The 21,481-nt window shown below is 54.2% G+C and carries 18 protein-coding genes; 7 read left to right on the top strand and 11 right to left on the bottom strand.

The genetic code is table 11. The features are described 5' to 3' along the window. The first annotated feature begins 7 nt into the window (after window positions 1–7). Together HPY30_00765 and HPY30_00760 are read left to right on the top strand one after the other, a co-directional pair. Window positions 8–2,452, top strand: coding sequence for an SAM-dependent methyltransferase (locus HPY30_00765; protein ID QYZ64650.1), 2,445 nt, complete (start codon window positions 8–10; stop codon window positions 2,450–2,452). Window positions 2,453–2,688: 236 nt separating this feature from the next. Further along, window positions 2,689–5,292 carry a hypothetical protein gene (locus HPY30_00760; protein QYZ64649.1) on the top strand — a complete coding sequence of 868 codons (2,604 nt, stop codon included), beginning with the start codon at window positions 2,689–2,691 and terminating at the stop codon, window positions 5,290–5,292. A 94-nt stretch (window positions 5,293–5,386) separates the two neighbouring features. On the opposite strand, the gene HPY30_00755 is transcribed toward HPY30_00760, so the two are convergent. After that, a complete protein-coding gene (locus HPY30_00755) occupies window positions 5,387–6,055 on the bottom strand; it encodes a DUF2459 domain-containing protein (protein ID QYZ64648.1) in 669 nt (222 codons plus the stop codon). Window positions 6,056–6,277: 222 nt separating this feature from the next. On the opposite strand from HPY30_00755, the gene glgC reads away from it, so the two are divergent. After that, window positions 6,278–7,522, top strand: coding sequence for a glucose-1-phosphate adenylyltransferase (gene glgC / locus HPY30_00750; GenBank protein QYZ64647.1), 1,245 nt, complete (start codon window positions 6,278–6,280; stop codon window positions 7,520–7,522). A 153-nt stretch (window positions 7,523–7,675) separates the two neighbouring features. Here glgC and HPY30_00745 read toward each other — a convergent pair whose 3' ends face one another. The 9 genes from HPY30_00745 to HPY30_00705 form a co-directional block, all read right to left on the bottom strand. Further along, window positions 7,676–7,954, bottom strand: a complete 279-nt coding sequence (locus HPY30_00745; GenBank protein QYZ64646.1) for an amphi-Trp domain-containing protein — start codon at window positions 7,952–7,954, stop codon at window positions 7,676–7,678. After that, the gene (locus HPY30_00740) at window positions 7,951–9,348 is read right to left on the bottom strand and encodes a metallophosphoesterase (GenBank protein ID QYZ64645.1); all 1,398 of its coding nucleotides are present in this window, start codon (window positions 9,346–9,348) and stop codon (window positions 7,951–7,953) included. Before HPY30_00740 ends, HPY30_00745 begins: the two co-directional genes overlap by 4 nt. A gap of 24 nt (window positions 9,349–9,372) precedes the next feature. After that, window positions 9,373–10,062, bottom strand: a complete 690-nt coding sequence (locus HPY30_00735; protein QYZ64644.1) for a histidine phosphatase family protein — start codon at window positions 10,060–10,062, stop codon at window positions 9,373–9,375. After that, window positions 10,059–11,036, bottom strand: coding sequence for an NUDIX domain-containing protein (locus HPY30_00730; protein ID QYZ64643.1), 978 nt, complete (start codon window positions 11,034–11,036; stop codon window positions 10,059–10,061). The genes HPY30_00735 and HPY30_00730 overlap by 4 nt, the downstream gene beginning before the upstream one ends. Window positions 11,037–11,061: 25 nt before the next feature. After that, entirely contained in the window at window positions 11,062–12,165 is a 1,104-nt protein-coding gene (locus HPY30_00725) for an HprK-related kinase B (GenBank protein ID QYZ64642.1), read from the bottom strand. Then, the gene (locus HPY30_00720; protein ID QYZ64641.1) at window positions 12,162–13,049 is read right to left on the bottom strand and encodes a GAK system ATP-grasp enzyme; all 888 of its coding nucleotides are present in this window, start codon (window positions 13,047–13,049) and stop codon (window positions 12,162–12,164) included. Before HPY30_00720 ends, HPY30_00725 begins: the two co-directional genes overlap by 4 nt. Next, window positions 13,042–13,911, bottom strand: coding sequence for a phosphotransferase (locus HPY30_00715; GenBank protein ID QYZ64640.1), 870 nt, complete (start codon window positions 13,909–13,911; stop codon window positions 13,042–13,044). The genes HPY30_00720 and HPY30_00715 overlap by 8 nt, the downstream gene beginning before the upstream one ends. 96 nt (window positions 13,912–14,007) lie before the next feature. Continuing rightward, window positions 14,008–14,682 (bottom strand): hypothetical protein, encoded by a 675-nt coding sequence (locus HPY30_00710; GenBank protein QYZ64639.1) that lies wholly within the window; start codon window positions 14,680–14,682, stop codon window positions 14,008–14,010. A gap of 11 nt (window positions 14,683–14,693) precedes the next feature. Beyond that, window positions 14,694–15,164 (bottom strand): NUDIX domain-containing protein, encoded by a 471-nt coding sequence (locus HPY30_00705; protein ID QYZ64638.1) that lies wholly within the window; start codon window positions 15,162–15,164, stop codon window positions 14,694–14,696. A 91-nt stretch (window positions 15,165–15,255) separates the two neighbouring features. On the opposite strand from HPY30_00705, the gene HPY30_00700 reads away from it, so the two are divergent. The 3 genes from HPY30_00700 (at window position 15,256) to HPY30_00690 (ending at window position 19,344) form a co-directional block, all read left to right on the top strand. Next, window positions 15,256–16,449, top strand: a complete 1,194-nt coding sequence (locus tag HPY30_00700) for a GAK system CofD-like protein (GenBank protein QYZ64637.1) — start codon at window positions 15,256–15,258, stop codon at window positions 16,447–16,449. A 142-nt stretch (window positions 16,450–16,591) separates the two neighbouring features. Next, window positions 16,592–18,082 carry an HlyC/CorC family transporter gene (locus HPY30_00695; protein QYZ64636.1) on the top strand — a complete coding sequence of 497 codons (1,491 nt, stop codon included), beginning with the start codon at window positions 16,592–16,594 and terminating at the stop codon, window positions 18,080–18,082. Further along, window positions 18,082–19,344: an HlyC/CorC family transporter gene (locus tag HPY30_00690; GenBank protein QYZ64635.1), complete on the top strand. Its 1,263-nt coding sequence runs from the start codon at window positions 18,082–18,084 to the stop codon at window positions 19,342–19,344. Before HPY30_00695 ends, HPY30_00690 begins: the two co-directional genes overlap by 1 nt. 73 nt (window positions 19,345–19,417) lie before the next feature. On the opposite strand, the gene HPY30_00685 is transcribed toward HPY30_00690, so the two are convergent. Beyond that, window positions 19,418–20,665 (bottom strand): IS701 family transposase, encoded by a 1,248-nt coding sequence (locus tag HPY30_00685; protein QYZ64634.1) that lies wholly within the window; start codon window positions 20,663–20,665, stop codon window positions 19,418–19,420. A 270-nt stretch (window positions 20,666–20,935) separates the two neighbouring features. On the opposite strand from HPY30_00685, the gene HPY30_00680 reads away from it, so the two are divergent. Next, window positions 20,936–21,481, top strand: a complete 546-nt coding sequence (locus tag HPY30_00680; protein ID QYZ64633.1) for a CBS domain-containing protein — start codon at window positions 20,936–20,938, stop codon at window positions 21,479–21,481.

Below are 21,481 nucleotides of genomic sequence, written 5' to 3'. Positions count from 1 at the left end.
GGGTTCTATGTTGCGCCCCAGGCCGCCCTATTTTTCAGTCTTCATCATCTCAGCTGCTGCGCTGGCCTATGAAGTGCTGCTGATGCGGCTTTTTTCGATTATTCAGTGGCATCATTTTGCCTACATGGTGATCAGCATGGCGCTGCTGGGTTATGGCGCAAGTGGCACCTTTCTTTTTCTTACACGTCAGCGGTTGATGCCCAGATTCGCGGACGCATTCGTTGCCAATACCACCTTTTTTGGACTCAGCAGCATCGGTTGCTACCTGCTGGCCCAACTGATCCCCTTTAATACTCTTGAGATAATCTGGGACCCTGGCCAGTGGCTGTTTCTGTTATTGAACTATCTGTTACTGCTCATTCCATTTTTTTTCGCAGCCAATGCAATCTGCCTCAGTTTTATCAAGTTCAATCAACAGATTCCTAAGATTTATGCGTTTGACCTGTTGGGGGCCGGATTTGGTGCGTTGGGTGTGATCATTGCGCTCTATCTGCTGAAACCGTCCGATGTTCTGCAACTGATTGCGGTTGCTGGTCTGTTGGCATCAGTCGTTGCCGCGTTTGAGAGCCGGTTAGCGCAGCGCAAGCGGGTGGCTGTCCTGCTGCTGGCTTTCCTGTTTCTGCCGGAGCAGTGGCTAGTACCGAATATGTCGGAATACAAAGCTCTCAAACAGACACTGCTAATCAGCGGCACCATGGTGAAGGAGGAACACAGCAGTCCGCTTGGTCTGGTGACGCTGTTGGAGAGCCGGGAAACCCCGCTACGCCTGGCCCCTGGGATGAGTCTGAACAGCAGCGTTGAACCCCCTCCACAGTTCGGCCTGTTTGTCGATGGTGATGGCCCCGGTGCCATCACCCGCTACGACGGTAACAGGGAGTCACTGGTTTATCTCGATTACCTGGGTTCGGCCCTGCCTTATCACCTCAGAGAGATAGAAAAGGTTCTGATCGTGGGTATGGGGGGTGGCAGTGACATATTGCAGGCTGAATTCTTTGGCGCTGATCAAATAGATGCCGTGGAGGTGAATCCACAAATTGCCAGCTTGTTTCAACACGCCTATGGCGGCTTCTCCGGATGGTCTTTGTTGCAGGAGAAAATCCGGATCCATATCTCAGATGCACGGGGATTCGTTGCCGGCAGCCGGGAGAAGTACGACCTCATTCAACTCTCACTTCTGGATTCTGCTGCCGCCTCATCCGCTGGTCTCTATGCGCTCAATGAAAACTATCTCTATACCCGGGAGGGGATAAAGGCGTATCTGGATCACTTGCGGGAGGGTGGCCTGCTTTCGATTACCCGTTGGGTCAAATTGCCACCCAAGGGTGGATTGAAACTCTTTGCCACAGCTGTCGAAGCACTGCGTCTGTCCGGTGTTTCAAACCCAGGTGATCAGCTGGTTATGATCAGGGGATGGAACACATCGGTGCTGGTGATCAAAAATGGCCCATTTACTGAACAGGAGATTCGCCAGTTGATCTCATTTTGTGATGCCCGGTCATTTGATCTGGTTTTCTATCCAGGCATTACTCCGGAGCAGATCAACACATATAATATTTTGCAGGAACCGTACTACTATCAAGGCGTCACAGCACTGCTTGGAGATGACCCGGCACGTTTTATTTCCGACTATAAATTTGACATCCGCCCAGCCACCGATGATCGGCCCTATTTTTTTCATTTCTTCAAATGGTCGACTCTCTCAGAGATCCTGCCGCTGTACAGACAAGGTGGGGTAACCTTACTGGATCTTGGCTATCCGGTGCTTATTCTTACTCTGTTGCAGGCGCTTTTCGCCAGTCTCGTTTTGATACTGTTGCCGCTCTGGTTTCTGAAGAGAGAGAAGAGAAAAATTGAGAAGAACTATCCATGGAAGGTAGTGATCTATTTTACGGCTATCGGCCTCGCCTTCCTGTTTATTGAGATCGCCTTTATTCAGAAATTCATGCTCTTTCTCGCAAACCCTATTTACGCTGTTGCCGTTGTTCTTTGTGGTTTTCTGATCTTTTCAGGCATTGGCAGCCAGTATGCGGGACATCTGCTCAAGCAGGGAAGAAACAGACCGCTTCCGCCAGTTATCCTGACTCTTGGGGTAATCGCTCTGGGCTACCTGTGGCTGCTGCCACCCCTGTTCATCTGGCTGGCAGTCCTGCCGGATGTGGCAAAAGTGGTGATAACCCTGGTACTGATAGCACCCTTGGCATTCTGCATGGGGATGCCATTCCCTCTGGGATTGGCTCATGTTGCCGGATATGCCCCCCATCTGCTGCCCTGGGCATGGGGTGTCAATGGCTGCGCTTCTCTAATAAGTGCCATTCTGGCAACCTTGCTGGCGATTCATCTGGGCTTTACCTGGGTGATTCTGCTTGCCGTATTGCTCTATAGCCTTGCGGCATTTCTGGAGTTGCGCATCGTTCCTTGGGGACAGACCATTATCAGGCGCAAAGTCAACTAAGTTCTAAGCGAGAAGTAAGAATTCACCAGAGACGTCCCTAAACGGTCCATCCCTGTACCACTCCTCGTGGTGGTGGGGAGCTTGATTGCAATGGAACTGTGGGCCAATAGCTCTGAATTTTAGGAAAAAGGGCGTTTATTCTTCCCAATTCCCCATATTCCATAAATATTCTCATTAATCCCTTTATTTCTAATTGGTTAGCAGTCATTATTAAGAAATCATCTAATATTTAGCTTATGGCCCTGAAGAAAACATCAAAAAAGGATCTCCAGACAAGGCTTGACCAGCTCAAGGAGAAGGTCGAGACGATAACCATGCGTCTCGACCGGCAGTCCTATGCCCACAGTAAACTCAAGGGCAAGGTCAAGTACCTTTGGCGCGACGCCAGCGATCTGTTGGGGGTAAGGGCCAGCCTGCAGTCTCAATTGCAGGGACTCGCTGATGCGAATGAAGGATTGCCGTACAAGTGTCGGCTATTGCAAGAGGCGGATGATCGGCTCGAACAACAGCAAACCGACCTTGCCAAAACCCTCTCATCTGTTCAACAACAACTGGATGTGCTGCAGCGGGATAATGACCTGGGGGGTGAATTGGCATCCCAGGGGCAACGCCAGCAGGAACTGGTACAGGTCACCGAAAGCCTGGCCGCCAAACTACAGGATCTGGAGGTGAGCACCTCGCTGGTGGAGCGTGCCGGTGATGAGCTGACGACGCGTGTCAACACCCTGGAGAGCAGTGCCTCCGAGATCCTCAAACGACAGCAGGAACTGGACGAACTCGCCCATGGTCTGAATGATCATGTGGAGGTTTTGCCCGCTCTGCAGGAGCACCTGGAAAAACTGACTTCTGACCTCAATACTCTGTGGGACAATGCAGATGGCATGGGTGTCAGCCTGAAGCAACAGACCCACATCACCACACTACTGGGTCAGTCTCGCGATGATTTGGCCGACCGTACCGGGGTATTGGAAAACGAGCTCCGCACGTTAGCAGAGCAGCAGTCACAGCATCTCAGTCCGCTATCAGACAAGATGGCCGGGTTTCAGAAGGCACTGGATCACCTCTCCAACCAATCCCAAGACTTGCCGGCCAATGGTAATGACACCCGGCTGCACGACTTGGAAGAGACCACTTCACGGGTGGAACGTGCCGGGGATGAGATCCAGGCACGCACCGAGACACTGGAAAGCAGTGCCGTCGAGTTATCCAGCCAGCTGCAGGCCATGGAACGGCAGTTATCAGAACTGGTGGGAGGAGCCGACGGCCCTAAGTCGGACAAGGTGGAACTGGGCGATCTGTGTCGCTCCCTTGAGCGGCAACTCAACGGATTAAAGTCCAAACAGTCGGCCAACCATTCCCTCCTCGAAGATTTTCTCAGCCGCACCGGCGGCTTGGAGAAGGCCGCGGTTACCCAGACGGAACATACCGACACCTTCTCCAACAGGCTCGCCACACTGACCGAAGAGTTGCATGGGCTGCTGGCTTTGAAAACAGATCGTCGGCTCGACGATCTGGAGCTGCGGAACAACTCCCTTGAGCAGTCCCTGCAAGGAGAACGGGGACGCATCAGCGAGCTTGAGCAAGTCGGTGTGTCGCTCAACGAGCAGCTTAACTCGGCCGTCACAGATACCGGAGCTTTAGAAGAACGGGTCAACACACTGGGTACTGGCAGCGAACGGCTCAACAACGAGATTGACCGTCTGGATGGTGAGTTTCAGGCGCTCAACAGAAGCATGCAAGAACAACTGCATGCCCACGACGCCCGGCTGCTGGAACAACATCAGCAGCTTGACGGGGTTGTTGACGGCCAAAGGGAAATCACCGACGCGTTACGCAGCCGACTTGACGAGCTGAAGGTTGAGCTTCAGGAGACAAACAGAAGTACTCAGGAACAACAGCAGGACCAGGATACCCGGCTGCTGGAACTGCAGCAGCAGCTTGACGACGTCGTTGTCCTCTACAGCGAACCGACTGACAATATAAATAACCGGCTGGATGGTCTGGACAACGTGCATCAGGCACTGCAGGAGAAGACTGAAACCCTGCAGGTGCAACAGGCGCAGCAGAATGATGAGACCCAAGGCCTGAAGCAGAGATCGCTGTTACTGATGATGTTGCTGCTGCTGATCACCGCTACCCTCGGGTTTCTGTTGTTCTGGGATTCCACGACCCCTGAGGAGCCACAGCAGGTCGATAAGGCTGAACCGGCCGTTATCAGTGAACCTGCCATTGATTCGACAAAGCTTGAAAACGAGGTGGCCGAGTTGCGACAGGGGCTGTCCCAACTGGGGGATTCCGTAGCGCAGGTTACCCATTCGGTGGATGAGATCAAGGCCAGCGTGGATCCAGAGCTGCCCGGCAAGATTAATCGACTGTCGGATAATCTGGAGACCCTGAGCCAGGAAAACCTGCAGAAACAGCAGGAGAGCGCCAGGCTGAAAACATCTCAGCAGCAGGTGCAGGCAGAGCTAGATAAAATAACCGGCAAGGTAAAGGCCCTGGAACGGACCACCCCAAACCTGATGGTTATTGCCGCTGCCCAGACGCCGGAGGGCCGACAGTGGATAAAGGCTCAGCAACTGGGCCAGTATACCCTGCAGGTGGTTGGGGTTCACAAGCGGGAATCCCTGGCGCGATTCGTCAGGCAGCAAGGTATCGAGGCCGACAGCGCTATCTACCACACCGAGCACCAGGGACAAAAATGGTACGTCTTATTCTATGGAAACTATGAAACCCTGGAACAGGCGAAGGCAGCCACCAGGCAGTTACCCGCAGACCTCGCTGCTTACAAGCCCTGGATTCGCCGGATTCCTGAGACCGGTGGACTCTTTCCGTTTTGAATGATGTTAGGGCCGGCTTGCTGGCGAATTATTCGCGGTAGAGTTAAAGGTGCGAATCAAGTCGTGAAATTGGTACTCACCCACGGCTTTGGCTTCACTCCGACGGTTCCGGCCCCGCTTGCACTACCATTCCAAACTTTCGCGCTTGGGACATGAGACTTTCCACGGTAATGGTGCTTGCTGGGGTGATGGGAAGGCCGGAGGCGTGCAGCGTCCGGGCGGTCCAGACGTTGCAGGTGTTGAACAAATGGTAAACCTCTTTGGATAGATAGAAGCGGCTGTTTCCGTAGAGGCCGGGACCCAGTGACACGGCGTTACCTGCCTCGTCCCTGGCGAAACTTTCCGCAATAGTGCGTGAGAGATGCTCTAAACCGGCAGAGGATAGCTCGATCTTAATGATCTCGCTAAAAGGGAAATAGGCAGGCACAGTGCCATTGAAACCAACAATATGCAGGACGCTGGCGGTAGGCAACAGGCCCGCCTTGAGGATGATTCCCATGTGGGAATCCGGTGTCTGGTAGTAATCCTTATCTCCCCAGCCCACCTCTAGATATTGTGCATCGGGAAAATCCTCAGGTGCTGGCCAGACGCTGTCGGGGATGTCGGTGCGCCGCAACACAATTCCGGCGTGCCAGCCGTGGCTCACCAGAAAAATCGTATGGCTCGGCTCGCTTTCACTCGGCGTGGGTGCATCCTTGGCCGGCGCTGCACAGGCGCAGCAGCTGACAGCGAGGAACAGGATCCAGATCCGAATCCTGCTCATTCCAGCAGTGTCATAACAGTCGCGACTTTGCTCATTGCAGGCGCTTACTCAATACTCCGTTCATGTTGGCCACCCAGGCGAGGGACGATCGATTTGACGGGACTTTTTTGCGAAGCCAGAAGCGTCCGGATAACTCCTTTGAAAAGCTTCTATACTTTAAGGGCTTCTGATCTGTTCTATATCCCGGGTGCAGCGAAAATTCGGGATCCATGAGTGAGTATAATGCATATCAACACACTGGCCATGGTGCTGGCCGGCGGTGTGGGTACCCGGCTCTATCCACTGACTCGGGACCGGGTAAAACCGGCAGTGCCTTTCGGGGGTATCTACCGTCTCATAGACTTTGTCCTGAGCAATTGCCTCAACTCCAATATTCGCCGGGTCTGTGTGCTTACCCAGTACAAGTCTCTCTCGCTGGAGCGGCACATTCGCTACGGCTGGTCCTTTCTTCCTCATACCCTGGAGGAGCATATTCAAATCCTGTCGCCCCAGCAGCGGGTCGACAGTTCCTGGTACCAGGGAACCGCCGATGCGGTTTACCAGAACGTCTATTCTATAGACCAGTCCGATCCGGATCGTGTTCTTATCCTCTCCGGGGATCATATCTATAAGATGAACTACAGCCGGATGATCAGGGCCCATATTGAGAATAAGGCGGAAGTTACTGTGGGAACGGTCGCCGTACCTCTGGAACAGGCCAGTGCCTTTGGTGTCATGGAGGTCAGCAAGAAGGGGTGTATCGTCTCTTTCGAAGAGAAACCCGAACAGCCAAAGCCCCTCCCGGGGCAACCCGGTTTTGCCCTTGCGTCCATGGGTATCTATGTGTTCGAGACCCGTCTGCTGAAGAAGGTGCTGAAGGCGGATAACCGCAACTCAAAGAGCAGCCATGATTTTGGCAAGGATATCCTGCCGGATCTGATCCGGAAGGTTCCTGTCTATAGCTACCGGTTTGTGGATGAGAATCGGAAGAAGGTGCTCTATTGGAGAGATGTTGGAACCATCGATGCTTATTGGGAGGCGAGTATGGATCTGGTGGACGTGGATCCCATATTCAATCTCTACGACCGAAAGTGGCCGATCAACACCTACATTGAACCGGCACCCCCGGCCAAGTTTGTATTTGCGGATATGAAATGTGAGGAGCGTGGTGGCCGGGTGGGACTTGCCCTGGATTCACTCATAAGCAGTGGTGTTATCCTGGCGGGAGGACAGGTGATCCGATCGATACTCTCCCCCCAGGTCCGGGTCAATGAAGAGGCAAGGGTGGAGGAGTGCGTGCTCTTCGATGGGGTTAAGGTGGGCGCCGGCAGTCGACTCTATCGTACCATTGTCGACAAGGGTGTTACCCTTCCACCCGGAACGGTGGTGGGGCTGGACCATAAGAAAGATGCGAAGCGTTTTACCGTCAGTCCAGGTGGGGTGGTTGTGATTCCCCGGCGCATGAAGATAAAGAAAGGCAAACCATAAAAATGGGTGGCCCATTAGCCGACTCCGTGCAAGGGTATGCAGGGAATATTGAGAAGTTACGCAGGAATCCAGCAAGTCATTGAATTCTCTGGATCCCAACCTGCGCCGGGATGACGTGGTTTCACTAAAACGTATATTCCTGGATGCTACTGCTTAACGGCGTGAACGTACTGCCAGGGATTTTTCCTTCTTCTCCGATGATTCATCCACCTGCCAACTGATACGCATGTTGATCCGGTGCCGGCCTTGCCGCTTGGCTGCGGTCAGTTTGAACTGCAACAGACCCTCCGGTTCCATCACGATCTCGCCATCTGCATCGCTGAAGCTGAGGCGCCCCTCTTTGAGACCCTGGCTAATGGACTTGAGCAGGTCACGGATGGCTTTTGTGTCCTGCAGTGATTCGTGCCTGAAGCTTTTTCCATCGGTTCTCATGCGGTTCGATTTCCTCGTATAGACTTGTGACGCTTGCCAGCGGCTTTGCGTGCCTTGCGTCTTTTTTTCACCAAGGCCTGTGGCTCGAAGACTTTGATGTTTGGGTAGTCGTTGCTGATGCCCAGTACCTGGCCTCCTGGGTGGAAGATGGTCACTGAAGCACCGTGTCCTGTCAGGCCTTCCTTGCTGCGCGTGTTGCGATCCAGGGAAGTGTCGCATTCAAAGTTGATCATACCCTTGCGCAGCATAATCCGCTGGCCATGCAGCAGGTTGCGGTGACCGTGTACGATGGCGTGGATACCCTTGCGGTGCATCAGACCCACGCCGTAGGGCGTGAACGGCATATCCACCGGTCTGTACTTGGTGCGCAGGGTGTTCGCCAGCGAGCCGTAGTAGAAGGCAAAGGGATCGCTCCAGGCCTCTCGGCAGAACTGACGGTTCAGGTAATCAATGCCGTGATTGGCGATCAGGCGGCAGATACGGTCATTCAATCCTGCATGGATGAAGAGGAAAGCACCTTCGCGATGGGCCAGGCGCAGTTTGCGGTAGAACCAGGTAAATTCGCCCTTGGGATGCAGAAAAATTTCCTGGAACTTGAGTGTCGCTGCATAGGCAGTGCGCAGTGACAGGCCGATCTCCTCACACCCCTGGGTGAACTGCTGTACCTTCTCTTTCAGGCGGTGCAGTTCTTTGGCGATGCCAGGCTCCGGCATCATCCATTCGGCCCGCATGGGGAAATCATCGAACCATTTTTTTGAGGGGAACAGTCGTTGCCTGCATTCCCGTGTTCTGGGTATCCCGCGTAGCCGGTTCGAGCCCTTGAGGTACTCTTCGGCGATCTCCTTAAGCAGTGGTATGGCCTTGGGACCCATGCGCACGAAAAAGTGTTCGATACGTGGGTCGTTGCTTCCATCCACTGCGCGCATGCCGATCATTGTCCGGATGTCGTGGTTGCCGGCCAGTACCGAGACCCTGGCTCCCCGCTTCTTCAGCCTATGGATGTTACGCAGCAGGCGTAGCACGCTGGGACCTTTGTCGAAACAGTCGCCACCGATCAGGATGCAGCCCTTACGAGCTGCTTTGGTGAGTTTGTAGTCCTTGTCTCGTGTGCCGGTTTTCCTAATCAGCCCGGATGCCACAAGTGATGCGTGGAATGCATCGCTATCGGCATGCAGATCGCAGATAAAATATAGTGGCCGTTTTGGCCATTTCCATGGCGCCTGCTCGATCAGTTGGCCCAGCACCTCGATGCGAGCGGCTTGTTTGGGGGTTTCTTTCGCGAGGGAATGGTGTTTGCCGAGCAGCCAGGATTCACCCTGGGCTGGTAACTTTGGTTGCAACCAGCGTTGGCCCTGGTAATCGGGTATGTGTTTGGTAGTTGTGCGCTGTTTCATGTCCGGAGTTAGTTATTGTTGTTTTTAGTCGGTATAGGCATCGCCGCCGCGTACTTTCCAATCACCGGCTATCTGCTGCCAGCTTCCATCCGGCAGGTTCTCCAGAAACACTGGTCGACCATGATACATGCTGAGTGCAGCGATCTGTTCGAAGGCCAGCACGCCCAGATGATGGGCGGCGTGGCGGAATGCAGCACCGTGGCCGACGAATAGTTTGAGCTGGTCGACGCTAACATTCGCTGGCAATCCAGCCATGCGTTCACGCAGGTGATTTGCCACCCGTTCTCCGGCTTGCATGAGCGATTCGGCTCCCTGCAGGGGCAGGCAGTAGTGGCTGTTGGACTTCCAGTCCGATGGCGCCTCTGGGTAACGTGGATCCTGCTGCAGGATTTTTTCGATCTCGGTCACGCTGAGGTTGGCCAGGCAACCCATGCCTCGCTCAGCCAAGGCGTCGAAGGAATCCACAGATGCTTCCGGGGTGACCAGCGTCTCAGCGATAATCTGTGCAGTCTGCCAGCCGCGCAGCATTCGGGAACTGTCGATGACAGGTGCCAGCTGCCAGTTGTGTTGCAGCAGCGTAGCCTGCACCTCCTTGGCTGCCTGGTGGGCGTGTTCCCTGCCAGCCGTGTTCAGCGGATAGGGTTGGTGGGCGCTGGGGGCTCCCGATCGCTGGTGATAATCACCGTGCCGGATGAGTGCGGCGATTCGCCTCATGTCTCGGACAAGGCTCCTAGCTGCTTGGCCAGTGCCTTCACCAGTGGCGCCAGCGCTGCTTGCTTGAGACGCTTGGCCGCCTGTTTCGGTGTTACCCACTGGCGGCCCCGGTGGCTCTCTTCCCACTCATGCTCCGGGATCTCACGGGTTACGCGCATGGGGTAGACCTTCACGGTGCAGGTCGCACCCCATTTCTGATAACGGTAGCTGCCCAAGGCGGTGTCGCCAACTTCACCCTCCACACCCGCTTCCTCCCAGGCCTCTTGGGCTGCGGATTCACGTGCTGAGAGGCCAGGCTCTTTGATGCCTTTGGGTACTACAAAGTGTTTTTTCTTGCTGGACAGGATAACCAGTATCTGCGGTTTACCTTTATGCATGCGGTAGGGAATCACCGAGGACTGGCTATAGTAGTAGGCAGGTCGGTCGCGCAATTCATCGCCGTGGGGTGCAGGGTAGGGGAACTTCTCCTGCAGGCTGCCGGGACGGGTGATTGAGATGACTTCGGCGCAGCCTTTTTGTAGCTGGCTCCAGTCATCCGGTATGGTCAGGCGGGCCAGAGTGGCGGTGGGCAACAGCTTGCCGTCTGCCGGGTTATCGATAGGTTTGTTGCTGAGGTGCAGCAGCAGCATTTCCAATCCGGGGTTATGACCTACCAGCATGACCCGTCTGGCTTGGGCAGGGCTTTCATGCAGTACGTTCAACAGGTCGCTGAGGCCTGCCTCGTAGATCCGCCGGTCCTTATGGATAGTCTTGGGATCCATGCCCATGGCCTTGCAGGTCTTTTGAGTGGTGACCAGAGCCCGCTCCGCCGGTGAACTGATGATGTGGTCCGGTAACAGATTCTGCTGCCAGAGCCATACGCCCATGCGTTGGGCACCACGCTTGCCCCGGTCCGTGATGGGCCGAGAGAAATCGGCCTCACCCAGATTCCAGTCGGATTTGCCGTGTCGCAGGATCAGCAGTTCAGTCGTCATGGTCAGTTATGTCTCGAATGCGTTTTCAGCCCATCAACTGTTGCAGACAGATATCAGTAAGGGCCTCGAAGTCGATGCCGCCCCGTGCCTCGTATACGGGCACATCCTTCAGCACCTTCGGATAGGGTGCCTGATCCAGTTCGGTAGTATCGCTGAAGAAGCTACCGTCGGGATACTGGTAGAAGGGCCCAGGAGATTTCATGATGGCACCGGTCAGCAGGTCCCGGCGTTGCTCCAGGTCCACGCGTTCTACGGTGGTTGCCTCGTTGGAATCGCGTCGCCAGTTGAGTATCAGAAAGGCGGATAAGGGTGCCTCGGGGGTGATGCGGTCCGGTCCGTAAACCTGCTCCACAAGCACGTCATATTTGTCTTCCAGGTGCCAGAGTTCGTCTTGGGGCAGCGCCAGGAAGGACTCACGCTGTTCGCTGGAAATCAGGCTGTGCAGGCGTGAATTGTGCACGATGGTGCCGGGGTTGACCCTTGGCAGCTTGGGGATCCCCACGGCACCTGTGCCGCCATTCTGACTGCGGATGAACAAGCGGTCATTGGTCAGGTAGGATACCTCGTCGTGATCCATCAGGTGCAGCATCAGAGTGGACTTGCCGCCGCCGGAGAAGCCGGCGATGCCCAGGCAGCCGCCTTTGTATACCAGCCCCGAGGCGTGACAGATCAACCAGTCTCTATGCTGCAACCAGTTCATGTACTGGGCATTGATGAAATTGATCACCTGGTTGTCGTATTGCAGGCAGGGGCCGGCTGCGATGCACGGGCCGCTGCTCTGCAGGAACACCATGCCGGTGCGTACCTTCAACACCAGGCGGGCGTCAGGCAGATCCAGATAGGCGTCTTTGCGGCCTGTCTTGCCGGGTTCCCGCTTCCAGTCGGTGAATGCTACGCCCAGGTCCGGGATATCCCGTTCGATGGCGATAACCTCAAGATCCACGTTATCTGATGGCCCGGTTGCCACATGGGTGAAGTAGACGGCAAGCTTTGCCAGCAGCTCGGCGGAGTTGGAACGCAGCCGCAACGAGCACTCCCCAAGCGTGAGATTTAGTGATCCATCGACCAGGCCGGCACCATCTTGCAGGGCTGCGGCGGCGGATTCCATGGTCAGATTATCATTGTTCATTTTGCGCTGATTTCCCTTATGACGTGTTCACTGTAGAGCCCGGCGGCATCGATGCCGATTCCTTCCTTGGCACCGCGGAAGCCGCCAAAGGCGGAGACCTCGAATACGATGGGGCCGGCATCGGTTTCGGCCACATCGACGGTGGTGAAATCCATCTCGAACGGTGCCTGAGCGCGGCGTGCCAGTTCGATGATGTCGTCAGGTGGAAGGTGATTCTCGTAGCGCCCGCCGCTGTGGATGGTGGTGTTCCAGGTGTCGCTTTGGGAGACCCGTGCATAGGTGCCCAGGTATTTGCCAGCCAGAAATACCATACCCAGATCCCTGCCCGGCAGGGCCACCTTTTTCTGGATATACATCATGGGGTTCTCTGCCTGGAAAGCTTGGATCTGGGTCTGCATGTCGCTGTCGGACAGCGCTGCGTCGATCACGCACATGCCGCGCGCCTTGGTGGAGTAGAGGGGTTTGAACACAGCGCTGCCGAATTCGCGCACCGTGGTCATGGCTGCCGCCACGTTCTCGGTGACTCGGGTCTCGGGCATGGGGATATCCGTGTTGCGCAGGGTGACCGTGCAGCTTAGGCGGTCGACCAGGCGCAGGATGTTCAGGGGGCGGCTGAAGATACGTACCCCGGCGTGTTCCGCCACCCGTAACAGTTCCAGGCGATCCAGGGTGTTGGGACTGTAGCTGGCGCTGATCTTTTTAATGATCAGGCCGTCGAGGCTGCACAGATCCGTGTCGCCGTGCAGCAGCCGTTTGCCGGCGAGGTCCAGTTCCACCTCGCCCATGTCGATGATCCGGCGGTAGCCGGTGCGGGATTCTACGGCATCGGCCAGGGTCTCTGTGGACCACTTGCCGGGGATGCCGATGATGCCAATTTTAAGCAATGAACAGCTCCTTTATAGGAAGTTGGAAATTAGCGGCCTGCTTCGGATCTGTCTCCAATACGCGCTCCAACAGGTAGCGGGCACGCAGCATCATGGCTCGGGCCAGGGACTTGTCGAGGATGAAACGGGTAGAGGTGGCGAAGGAACGGGCCAGTCCCAGGGCCAGGCGCAGCTCGAAGGTCTCGTCGCCGGCTTTTTTTGCATACTTGCGTGCGAAGCGGTAAAAGCTCTGCACCGTTTGCATGATGCGACGGCGCAAAGGTGCATCCAGTACCTGTAGGCGGTAATTGGAGACCATGAACACCGAAACGTCCTGCACATAGTCCATGTAGCGGGAGCGGTGCAGGTCGATGAAGTTGATACGTTTGGCCAGTGGGTCGTAAATGATATTGTCGACGTTGAAATCGCCGTGGATATACACCGAGAACGGTGCCTTGAGCCTGGTCTCATAGGCGCGGGTACGCTTGAGCAGTGATTCAAAGCTGGCTAACTCCCGACCGCACACTTGGCTGTCACTCTGGCGAAACTCGGGGTGGATCTCGTAGACATCCGGCAGGCGCCTGGCCAGTTGGTCCATGTAGTTGGCGCTGATTTTCTTCTTACTGCGGGTTTCACGCCATACCGATTCCAGGGTGGCGCACAGACGTCCCATGGTTTTGTTGAGCAGTGGCTGGGATTCACGCAGCAGGACATGTTCAAAGGTCATGCCGGCCAAGTGCTCAATCAGCAGCGAGGCGGACTGGCCGCGCTTGTGGTAGGAGAGGATCTTGGGCGCCAGTCCGGGGTAGATCTCGTGCCAGCTCTCTACCCCTTCCCGCTCTTCTTTCAGTTTGCGCTTTTTTCCATCCTTGAAAATGGCCACATAACCATCGTTCTTTTTCTTTGGATTGCTGATGCCCGAGATAGCGCTTCCAGAGCGGGTTTCAGCGACTGGTTTGATGGTCAGACTGTTGAGGTTTTATTCGGCCTCGAGGCGGCCGATGGATTCCATCAGATGGTAGTAACGGTCGATGTTGATAGGCTGGCCCAGATTGGCGGAGATGATGGCCTCACTGATATTGAGCAGTGCGTCGCCCATCTGCTCGATGCTGTGGGCTACAAACAGGGCGGCAATCAAATCTTCGGTATGTCGCTTTTTTTTCAGTAGTTTTGTGTTGTGTTTCAGAAGTTTGCGGTAGTCCTGGTCCAATTGATGCTCGATCTGCCCAAGCTTCAGGGCCAAGCCGGTATCTTTGTTCTGGATGGCGGGTTGCACCATCTGCAGACCGAAGATGACCTGGTCGAGCAGCAGTGCGTAATCGGTTGGTCGCAGGCAGCTTTTCTTCTTCAGATAGGCCATGTGATGAATGCAGTCCCTGCACAATTCGGCGATACGTTCCAGATCGGTGGCGATGGACTCTGCGGCACGCAGGGTTTGAGTTTGGGTATCGTTGCCTTTGTGGCGCACGATCTGTCCCAAACAGCTGTTGTGGATGCGCATCTTGAGGTTATAGGCATAGCCGCTGCGATCGACAATGCGCTGTGCCTGGGGAGACGAGGAGGTATCTATGTAGGCATGCAGGTTACCAACCTGAGAGCTGACCTCGGCGATCAGAAAATGCAGGTTGTCCCGGATGTTTTTGGAAAGGCGCATGCAGTGAGTTCTCAGTCCAGCGTTCCCAGGTAGACTTGTTTTCCGCTCTCCGGGTAATCCATCAGGTAACCGGTCAGTGCCTGTGGCAGGAGTTGGATATCCTGCAGTTCACCCAGTCCCTTCCACACAACATCCACCTGGTGCTTGTCGGGCCGGTGCCCGTTTCGTGGCTGGTAGTTTTCGGGTACGGTGCAGTCGAACAGAAATTCCACCCGTTGGCGGGTGCTGGGTGGAATGGTGTCGCGCGGTTTGAACCAGTCGGCCACATGCAGCAGGTCACGTATCACAACCTCGGTGTTGATCTCCTCGAGGCATTCCCGGTTAAGGGCTGCCGGTAAGGTCTCTCCGGCTTCCTGGGCTCCGCCAGGCAGAGCATAGCGCTCCCCGAGTTCATCATCTTCTTTGCGAAGCAACAACAGATGTCCATCGCGCACGATCAGCGCGCGGGCCGCGTTGCGAATGCCGGGGGTCAGATTTCCCATGGTGTTTACTGCGAGTATTTCCAGTTTGTAATTCCCTTCATATTAGCCTAGTTTCAAGAAGAAAGTACCACAACCTGAAGTATGATTTGATATGGCGACTGTTAAAGTTACGCGCTCGGCGAAGATTCCCGATCTGGTGCGCATAAACCGCTATAGCCGAGCACCGGAACTTGGTCCCCGCATACTGTTTTTCAGCGGTGGATCTGCCCTGACCGGGGTCAGTCAGGTATTGAAGCAATATACCCATAATTCAACTCACCTGGTTACTCCATTTGATTCCGGCGGTAGTTCGGCAACACTGCGCAAAGCCTTTGATATGCCATCCATCGGTGACCTGCGAAGTCGTTTGATCGCCCTGGTTGATGACAGCGTGACCGGTAATCCTGAGATATATAGCCTCTTTGCCCATCGTTTTCCACAGGAAGCAAAGAATCGCGATCTGCTGCGTCAGTTGGACAATATGATCTTGGGTCGGGATCGGATGGTAGAACCTATCTCCAATCCCATGCGGCGCCTGATCCGCCACCAGCTCGGTTATTTTCGTGAGGCCATGCCCAAGCGTTTTGATTTGCGTGGCGCCAGTATCGGCAATCTGATCCTGGCCGGCGGCTATCTGAATAACCATCAGCATCTGGACCCGATTATTTTCCTCTTCTCAAAGCTGGTGGAGGTGCGCGGTACGGTGCGCGCGGTGGTCAACGATCATCTTCATTTGGGGGCGAAGTTGGAGGATGGCAGCCAGGTTATCGGTCAGCACCGATTGACCGGTAAGGAAGTGACGCCACTGACCTCACCCATAAAAAGGTTGTTTCTGTCCACTCGGCTGGACAAGGCGGTACCTGCCGAGGCAATCCTGCGCAAGAAGAATCGCAAGTTGATCCAGCGGTCGGAGCTGATCTGCTACCCGCCCGGGAGTTTCTACACCAGCCTGTTGGCCAATCTGCTGCCCCGTGGTGTGGGGCGGGCCATTGTCGAAACTGACTGTCCCAAGGTGTATATTCCCAACCTGGGGCAGGATCCTGAGCAGATCGGCATGACCTCTGATCGTATGGTGCAGGCTCTGCTGGCACAGTTGCGCGCCGATGCGCCTGATGCTTCTGACGATAATCGGTTGCTGAATTATGTGCTGATGGACGACCGCAAAGGGGCGTACCCATCTTCTTTGTCCAATGGATTGATGAAGGAGCTGGGGGTGCAGGTTGTGCAGACGCCGCTGGTCAGCAAGCGTAGCGCACCCTATTACGATGCAGAGCTGCTGGTGGCAGCGCTGTTGTCAATGACCTGATGAGTTTACTGCCTGGTACCGCAGGGAACGACTTGGCAGGATTTTTTTATACTAATTGGCATTTGTTGTCCTCAGATCAACGCGGTGAGAGATGAATTGAGTTAGATTACTCCGATTGGCAAGATAACGATGAAAACAAAAAATGGATGAGATAAAAGCATTTTTTGATGCGCTTAATTTTAATATCGAAAATGGGGAGCTGTTTGTTCGCATCCTGTTTCAGGTGGTGCTATTGGTTGGATCCGCCGTGTTTTCAGGATCAGAAACGGCATTATTTTCTCTCAGCCGCATAGATCTGCAAAAGCTTCGGCAATCGCGCCACAGCGATTCTGAGAGTATTCACGCGATGCTGGATGAGCCGCGTCGTTTGATCATCTCGATCCTGTGTGGCAATGAACTGGTCAACATTGCCTCGGCCGTGAATATGACGGCAATTCTGCTGCTGCTTTACAGCGAACAGGATGTGGGCTGGATGAACATAGTGATCATGGTGCCTCTGCTGTTGTTGATTGGTGAGGTGACCCCAAAGACTATTGCAGTCAGTTATCCCATCAAATTTGTCACCCGTATCACCGCACGGATTCTGCCGCGCTGGATGGTTTTCATAACACCATTGCGTGAGGCTGTGCGTGTGGTCGCTGACTGGATCACCACCCTGGTGGTGGGGGATGCCGTTGACAGGGAAAATATCCTGCAGCCCGATGAACTCAGAACCCTTCTGGAGGAGGGTGAGCAGACCGGTATTATCGATGCGACAGAAAGGGTGCTGATCGATAACGTATTGGAGGCATCGGAAACCGATATTTCGCGCATCATGACACCGGGCCCCCGCATATGCTTTCTTGATGCGGACCTTCCTGTTCCAGAATTGATCGAGCAGTTCCGCCGCTATCGCCATCCCCGCATACCCGTCTACCAGGGGCACTGGGACAATGTGATCGGTTTCATCCATTCCGAAGATATATTGAAACTTGTCAGAGGCGTGGATGATCTCTCTACGATTACTCTGGATATGATCCTGAAGCCAGCACATTATGTGCCACCCACCAAGAAGGTGGATGAGATGTTCGATTATTTCCAGATGCACAATACTCGTGTTGCCATCATTCTGGGTGAATATGGTGAGGTGTTGGGTATTGTCACCATGAAGGATGTGCTGACCTTCATTTTCGGTGAAATCTCCGGAAAGATGGAGGGACAGGAGTATTACAAGGAGGATGATGAGAACAGCTATGTCGTACCCGGCGATATGCGCCTGGCAGATTTTTATAACCTCACCAATTTTGCTATTGAAGATGCGGTGATGTCCACTATCGGTGGTGTCGCCTTCCGCTTGTTTGACAGGCTGCCCGAACCGGGTGAGCAGGTAACTCACGAGGGATTTCGCTTTATCGTCAAGCAGCGGAGCGGGTTGAGGATCAGTGAGCTCCAGGTTCAGAAAATATCTGCATCTAATGTACAGCAGATTGATACGGCTGATGACGATACTGCTGTCGACACTGAGACTGAATCGGAGTCGGTTAATGAAGGCAACGATAAAAAGGCATTGCCCGAGATGATATCTGATGGAAAAACCTCTGAGATAGCATCCGATAAGGTGTCTGACGACACGCAGTCGTCGGGAGAGAAGTGATGGACTGGGCTGTAGAACTCTTTCTGATTATCGCCTTTTTGTTACTGAAAGGTTTTTTCTCCGGCTCTGAAATTGCCATGGTTAATTCGGATAAAGTCAAGTTGCGTCACCAGGCAAAGATAGGAAATCGTGGTGCGGCATTGGTACTCAAAATGTTTCGCTCCCCAGACGTCATCCTGGGAACCACCCTGGTGGGGACCAACCTGGCAACTGTCACCGTATCCACCTTAGGTGCGCTGATATTTATTGATCTGTTTGGCTCGGTGGGTGATCTGGTATCGGTTCTCGTGCTTACCCCGGTGTTGCTGATCATGGGAGAGGTTGTACCCAAGAGTATCTTTCAGCAAAAGGCGGATACGATTTCTGGTCGGCTTATCTATGCCCTGCGTTTTTTCTCCTATCTCTTCTATCCGGTGATCTTCATCTTCAGTCGGATAGCACGTTTCATCACCCGCATCGTGGGGGATGGGACCATTCCGCAGAACATGTTCATCACCCGCGAGGAGCTGCGGGTGTTGCTGGATGTATCGGACTCTGCTGCCAACCCATCGACGATTGATCGCAAGCGTATTCGGCGGATCATCCGTTTTGGCGATACCACGGTGGGTGAGGCGATGATTCCCTTGGCGGATGTGGTCGGCTTGAATGAGGCCCGTTCCATGAAGGAGACGACGCGCCTGGTGATGAAATACGGTTTTAACCGCTTGCCTGTCTATAGGGGTAATATTACCAATATCAAGAAAGTCCTGACCCTGAATTCATGGGATTTGATGGACCCGGACATCATGGAGAAGTCTGTCGCTGACTATATGAAACCGGTGCTGTTTCTTTCGCCAAAGCAGACGATTGATCGAGCGCTTCCCCAGTTGCAGGCCCGTGAAGATCACATGGCGGTGGTGGTGGATGAGTTTGGCTCTGCGGTGGGGATTCTCACCATGGAAGATGTTTTTGAAGAGGTCGTGGGCGAGATCGATGTGGGATATGACTTTGATGAATATCATCCAAAGAAGCGGGCCTATATCGAACATGAGGATGAAAATAGCCACCTGATGAGCGGCAGAATGCCCATCTCCGAGGTCAATGATACCCTGTATGTACACTTTCCTGTGGAGGAAGCACATACTATCGGGGGATTGATCATCAGTCGCCTGCGCCACATTCCCTCTCCAGGTGACGCCATCGAAGAGCAGGGTTATCGCCTGAGCGTGTTGGAGGCGGATGAGCGCTCGGTCATTAAGGTACGGGTAGAACGGCTGTTGTAGATAGAAGAAAAAAGTGTGCACTGCTTGAATTAACACGGTATTTGATACGCTAATTCTACTTTGTCAGATTCCATCACCCGGCAACCGACTGTTCCAGCGTCTGTTTTCGATATTGGGAGTCGATAGCCGCTTGTCGTTTACGATGCCGTTTCGTCATTTGCCGTAGTATTTCATCGCGTTCAATATCTCGCCGTGGCAGGAAGGCACGCAATAGCGATTCGATGTCTGAACAACTGAGTAAGGGGTGATCATCTTTTTGCACAATTCGCTCTTCGAGCATGAATAACATCGCCATCATGACCAAGGCCATATGGTGATGCCAGGATTTCCATTTACGGGCCTGATAATCAGCAAGACCTGATTCACTCTTACCATCCTGGAACGAACGCTCAACCCAGAACCGCTGCGCCTGCATCTTTGCAAGACAATGGGATGGCGTTTCTTCCGGTGCATTCGACAAGGTGTATTTAATCGTCTCCGGTGAATTGACCTCTCGTCGTACAATCAGGTGCCATTGATGTGCCTGGGCTTCTTTTCCATCCCAAAGCCAAACCCGATGATGCAGGATCTCGACGCGCAGTTTGCCCTTGCTGCTATCCCGTAATACCACTTGCTGCCACTCGCTGTCCCGTTGCTCATTGAGCCACTGGTCAACGCGCAGACGGGCTGCCTGGGCTTGCAGACGACTTCGACGACGACCGCGCGTTGTCGTGCTCTCCGGTATGAACGGCTGTGGATCTTCCAGGTAGACCTGTTGGTCTTTGTGGATGTCCACCACAAAGGTTTCACCCATCGCCTCCAAACCCCTCAGAAAAGCCGGATCCTTCCCGTATCCCCCATCTGCACCCACCCAGGCAAAACGCAGGCCAAGCGTCCTCTGATGACGCACCATCTCCAGCGCCAACTCTGACTTGCTTTGATGTTTCCGTTCAACTTCCGGGATACCCGCCTTGCGACAGCGAGCCGGGTTCGATACCCACTCTTTGGGTAGATAGAGACGTTCATCTATCAGCGTGGACAAGTGCCCTTTACCCAGTGCTGCGAATACACCAACCTGGCAGTTATCCACCTTGCCCTGGCGGCCATTCCATTGGCGTTTAACCCCCACTGAATGTTTACCCTTCTTGGCAAGGCCACTCTCATCGAGCAACAGACAGGTATCCGCGGTTCCACCCAGCCATTGATCGGCTTCCAGCGCCACTTGGTCTAACACCGCACGATGATCCCACGGGGACTCGGTGAGCATATGCTGGAGACGCTGATCATCTGCGCCTGCAACCACCTCTTCCATGCGTTCCATGTTCTTTCTCTGCGCTTGCATCAGGCCTTTGAGATAGTGTGTGACCGGTTGAAACACCGACCTCGTCTTGCTTCGAAAATGGGATTCAAAGCGGTACTGGAAACGTTGGAATCGCTCCGCTATGCGATCGATTCTACTTATGCGCGTATCAGGTAATTCAAATGACCTTGGTGCTTGTCATTTGATGCTCTTCCTTACGATGATTGCCAAGAAATTCACAGCATATATTTTATATTATTCAGTGAGTTACTTATAGATCTAATCTGACAAAGTAGAACTAAGGAGAATCTTATGACTGCTGAATCTATCATGAGCTTTCGGCTGGTGAAGTTGAAGCCGACGGATAGGGTGTGTGACGCGTTACGGGTGATGCATGTCCAACAGATCCGTAACCTGCCGGTAGTGGATGAAAACGATCAGTTCGTGGGGCTGTTCGGGATTCGTCGCCTGACCAGGTTACTGCTGCCCAAAGCGGCACAGATGAATCTTGGATTGCAGGATCTGAGTTTCATGCCGGATGAGATGAGTGAGATGTCGGAACGGATAAAGGAGGTGAGTCAGCGCCCGGTCGCTGATTTCCTGGAGAAGAAGAAACGCCTGATGTTCTGCAAGCCTAGCACTGGCTTTCCTGAGGTACTGGAACTGCTGGATCAGAGCGTGGACACCAGCCTGCCGGTAATTGTTCTCAAAGGGAAAAAGAAGAAGCTGGTGGGGATGGTTTCGGCCTGGGATGTGGTGGAGAAGCTGCTGGTGAACATGTGTAAAATGGAAACCGCTTCTGTCGTGGGGGTTGATGACCCGGAGCCTGGCGAGAGCGAAGAAGAGAAGGCGTCCTGA

Source organism: Gammaproteobacteria bacterium (ex Lamellibrachia satsuma), assembly GCA_019623805.1.
Taxonomy (GTDB): Bacteria; Pseudomonadota; Gammaproteobacteria; order Chromatiales; family Chromatiaceae; genus QGON01.
This window is presented reverse-complemented; position numbering and strand designations above follow the sequence as displayed.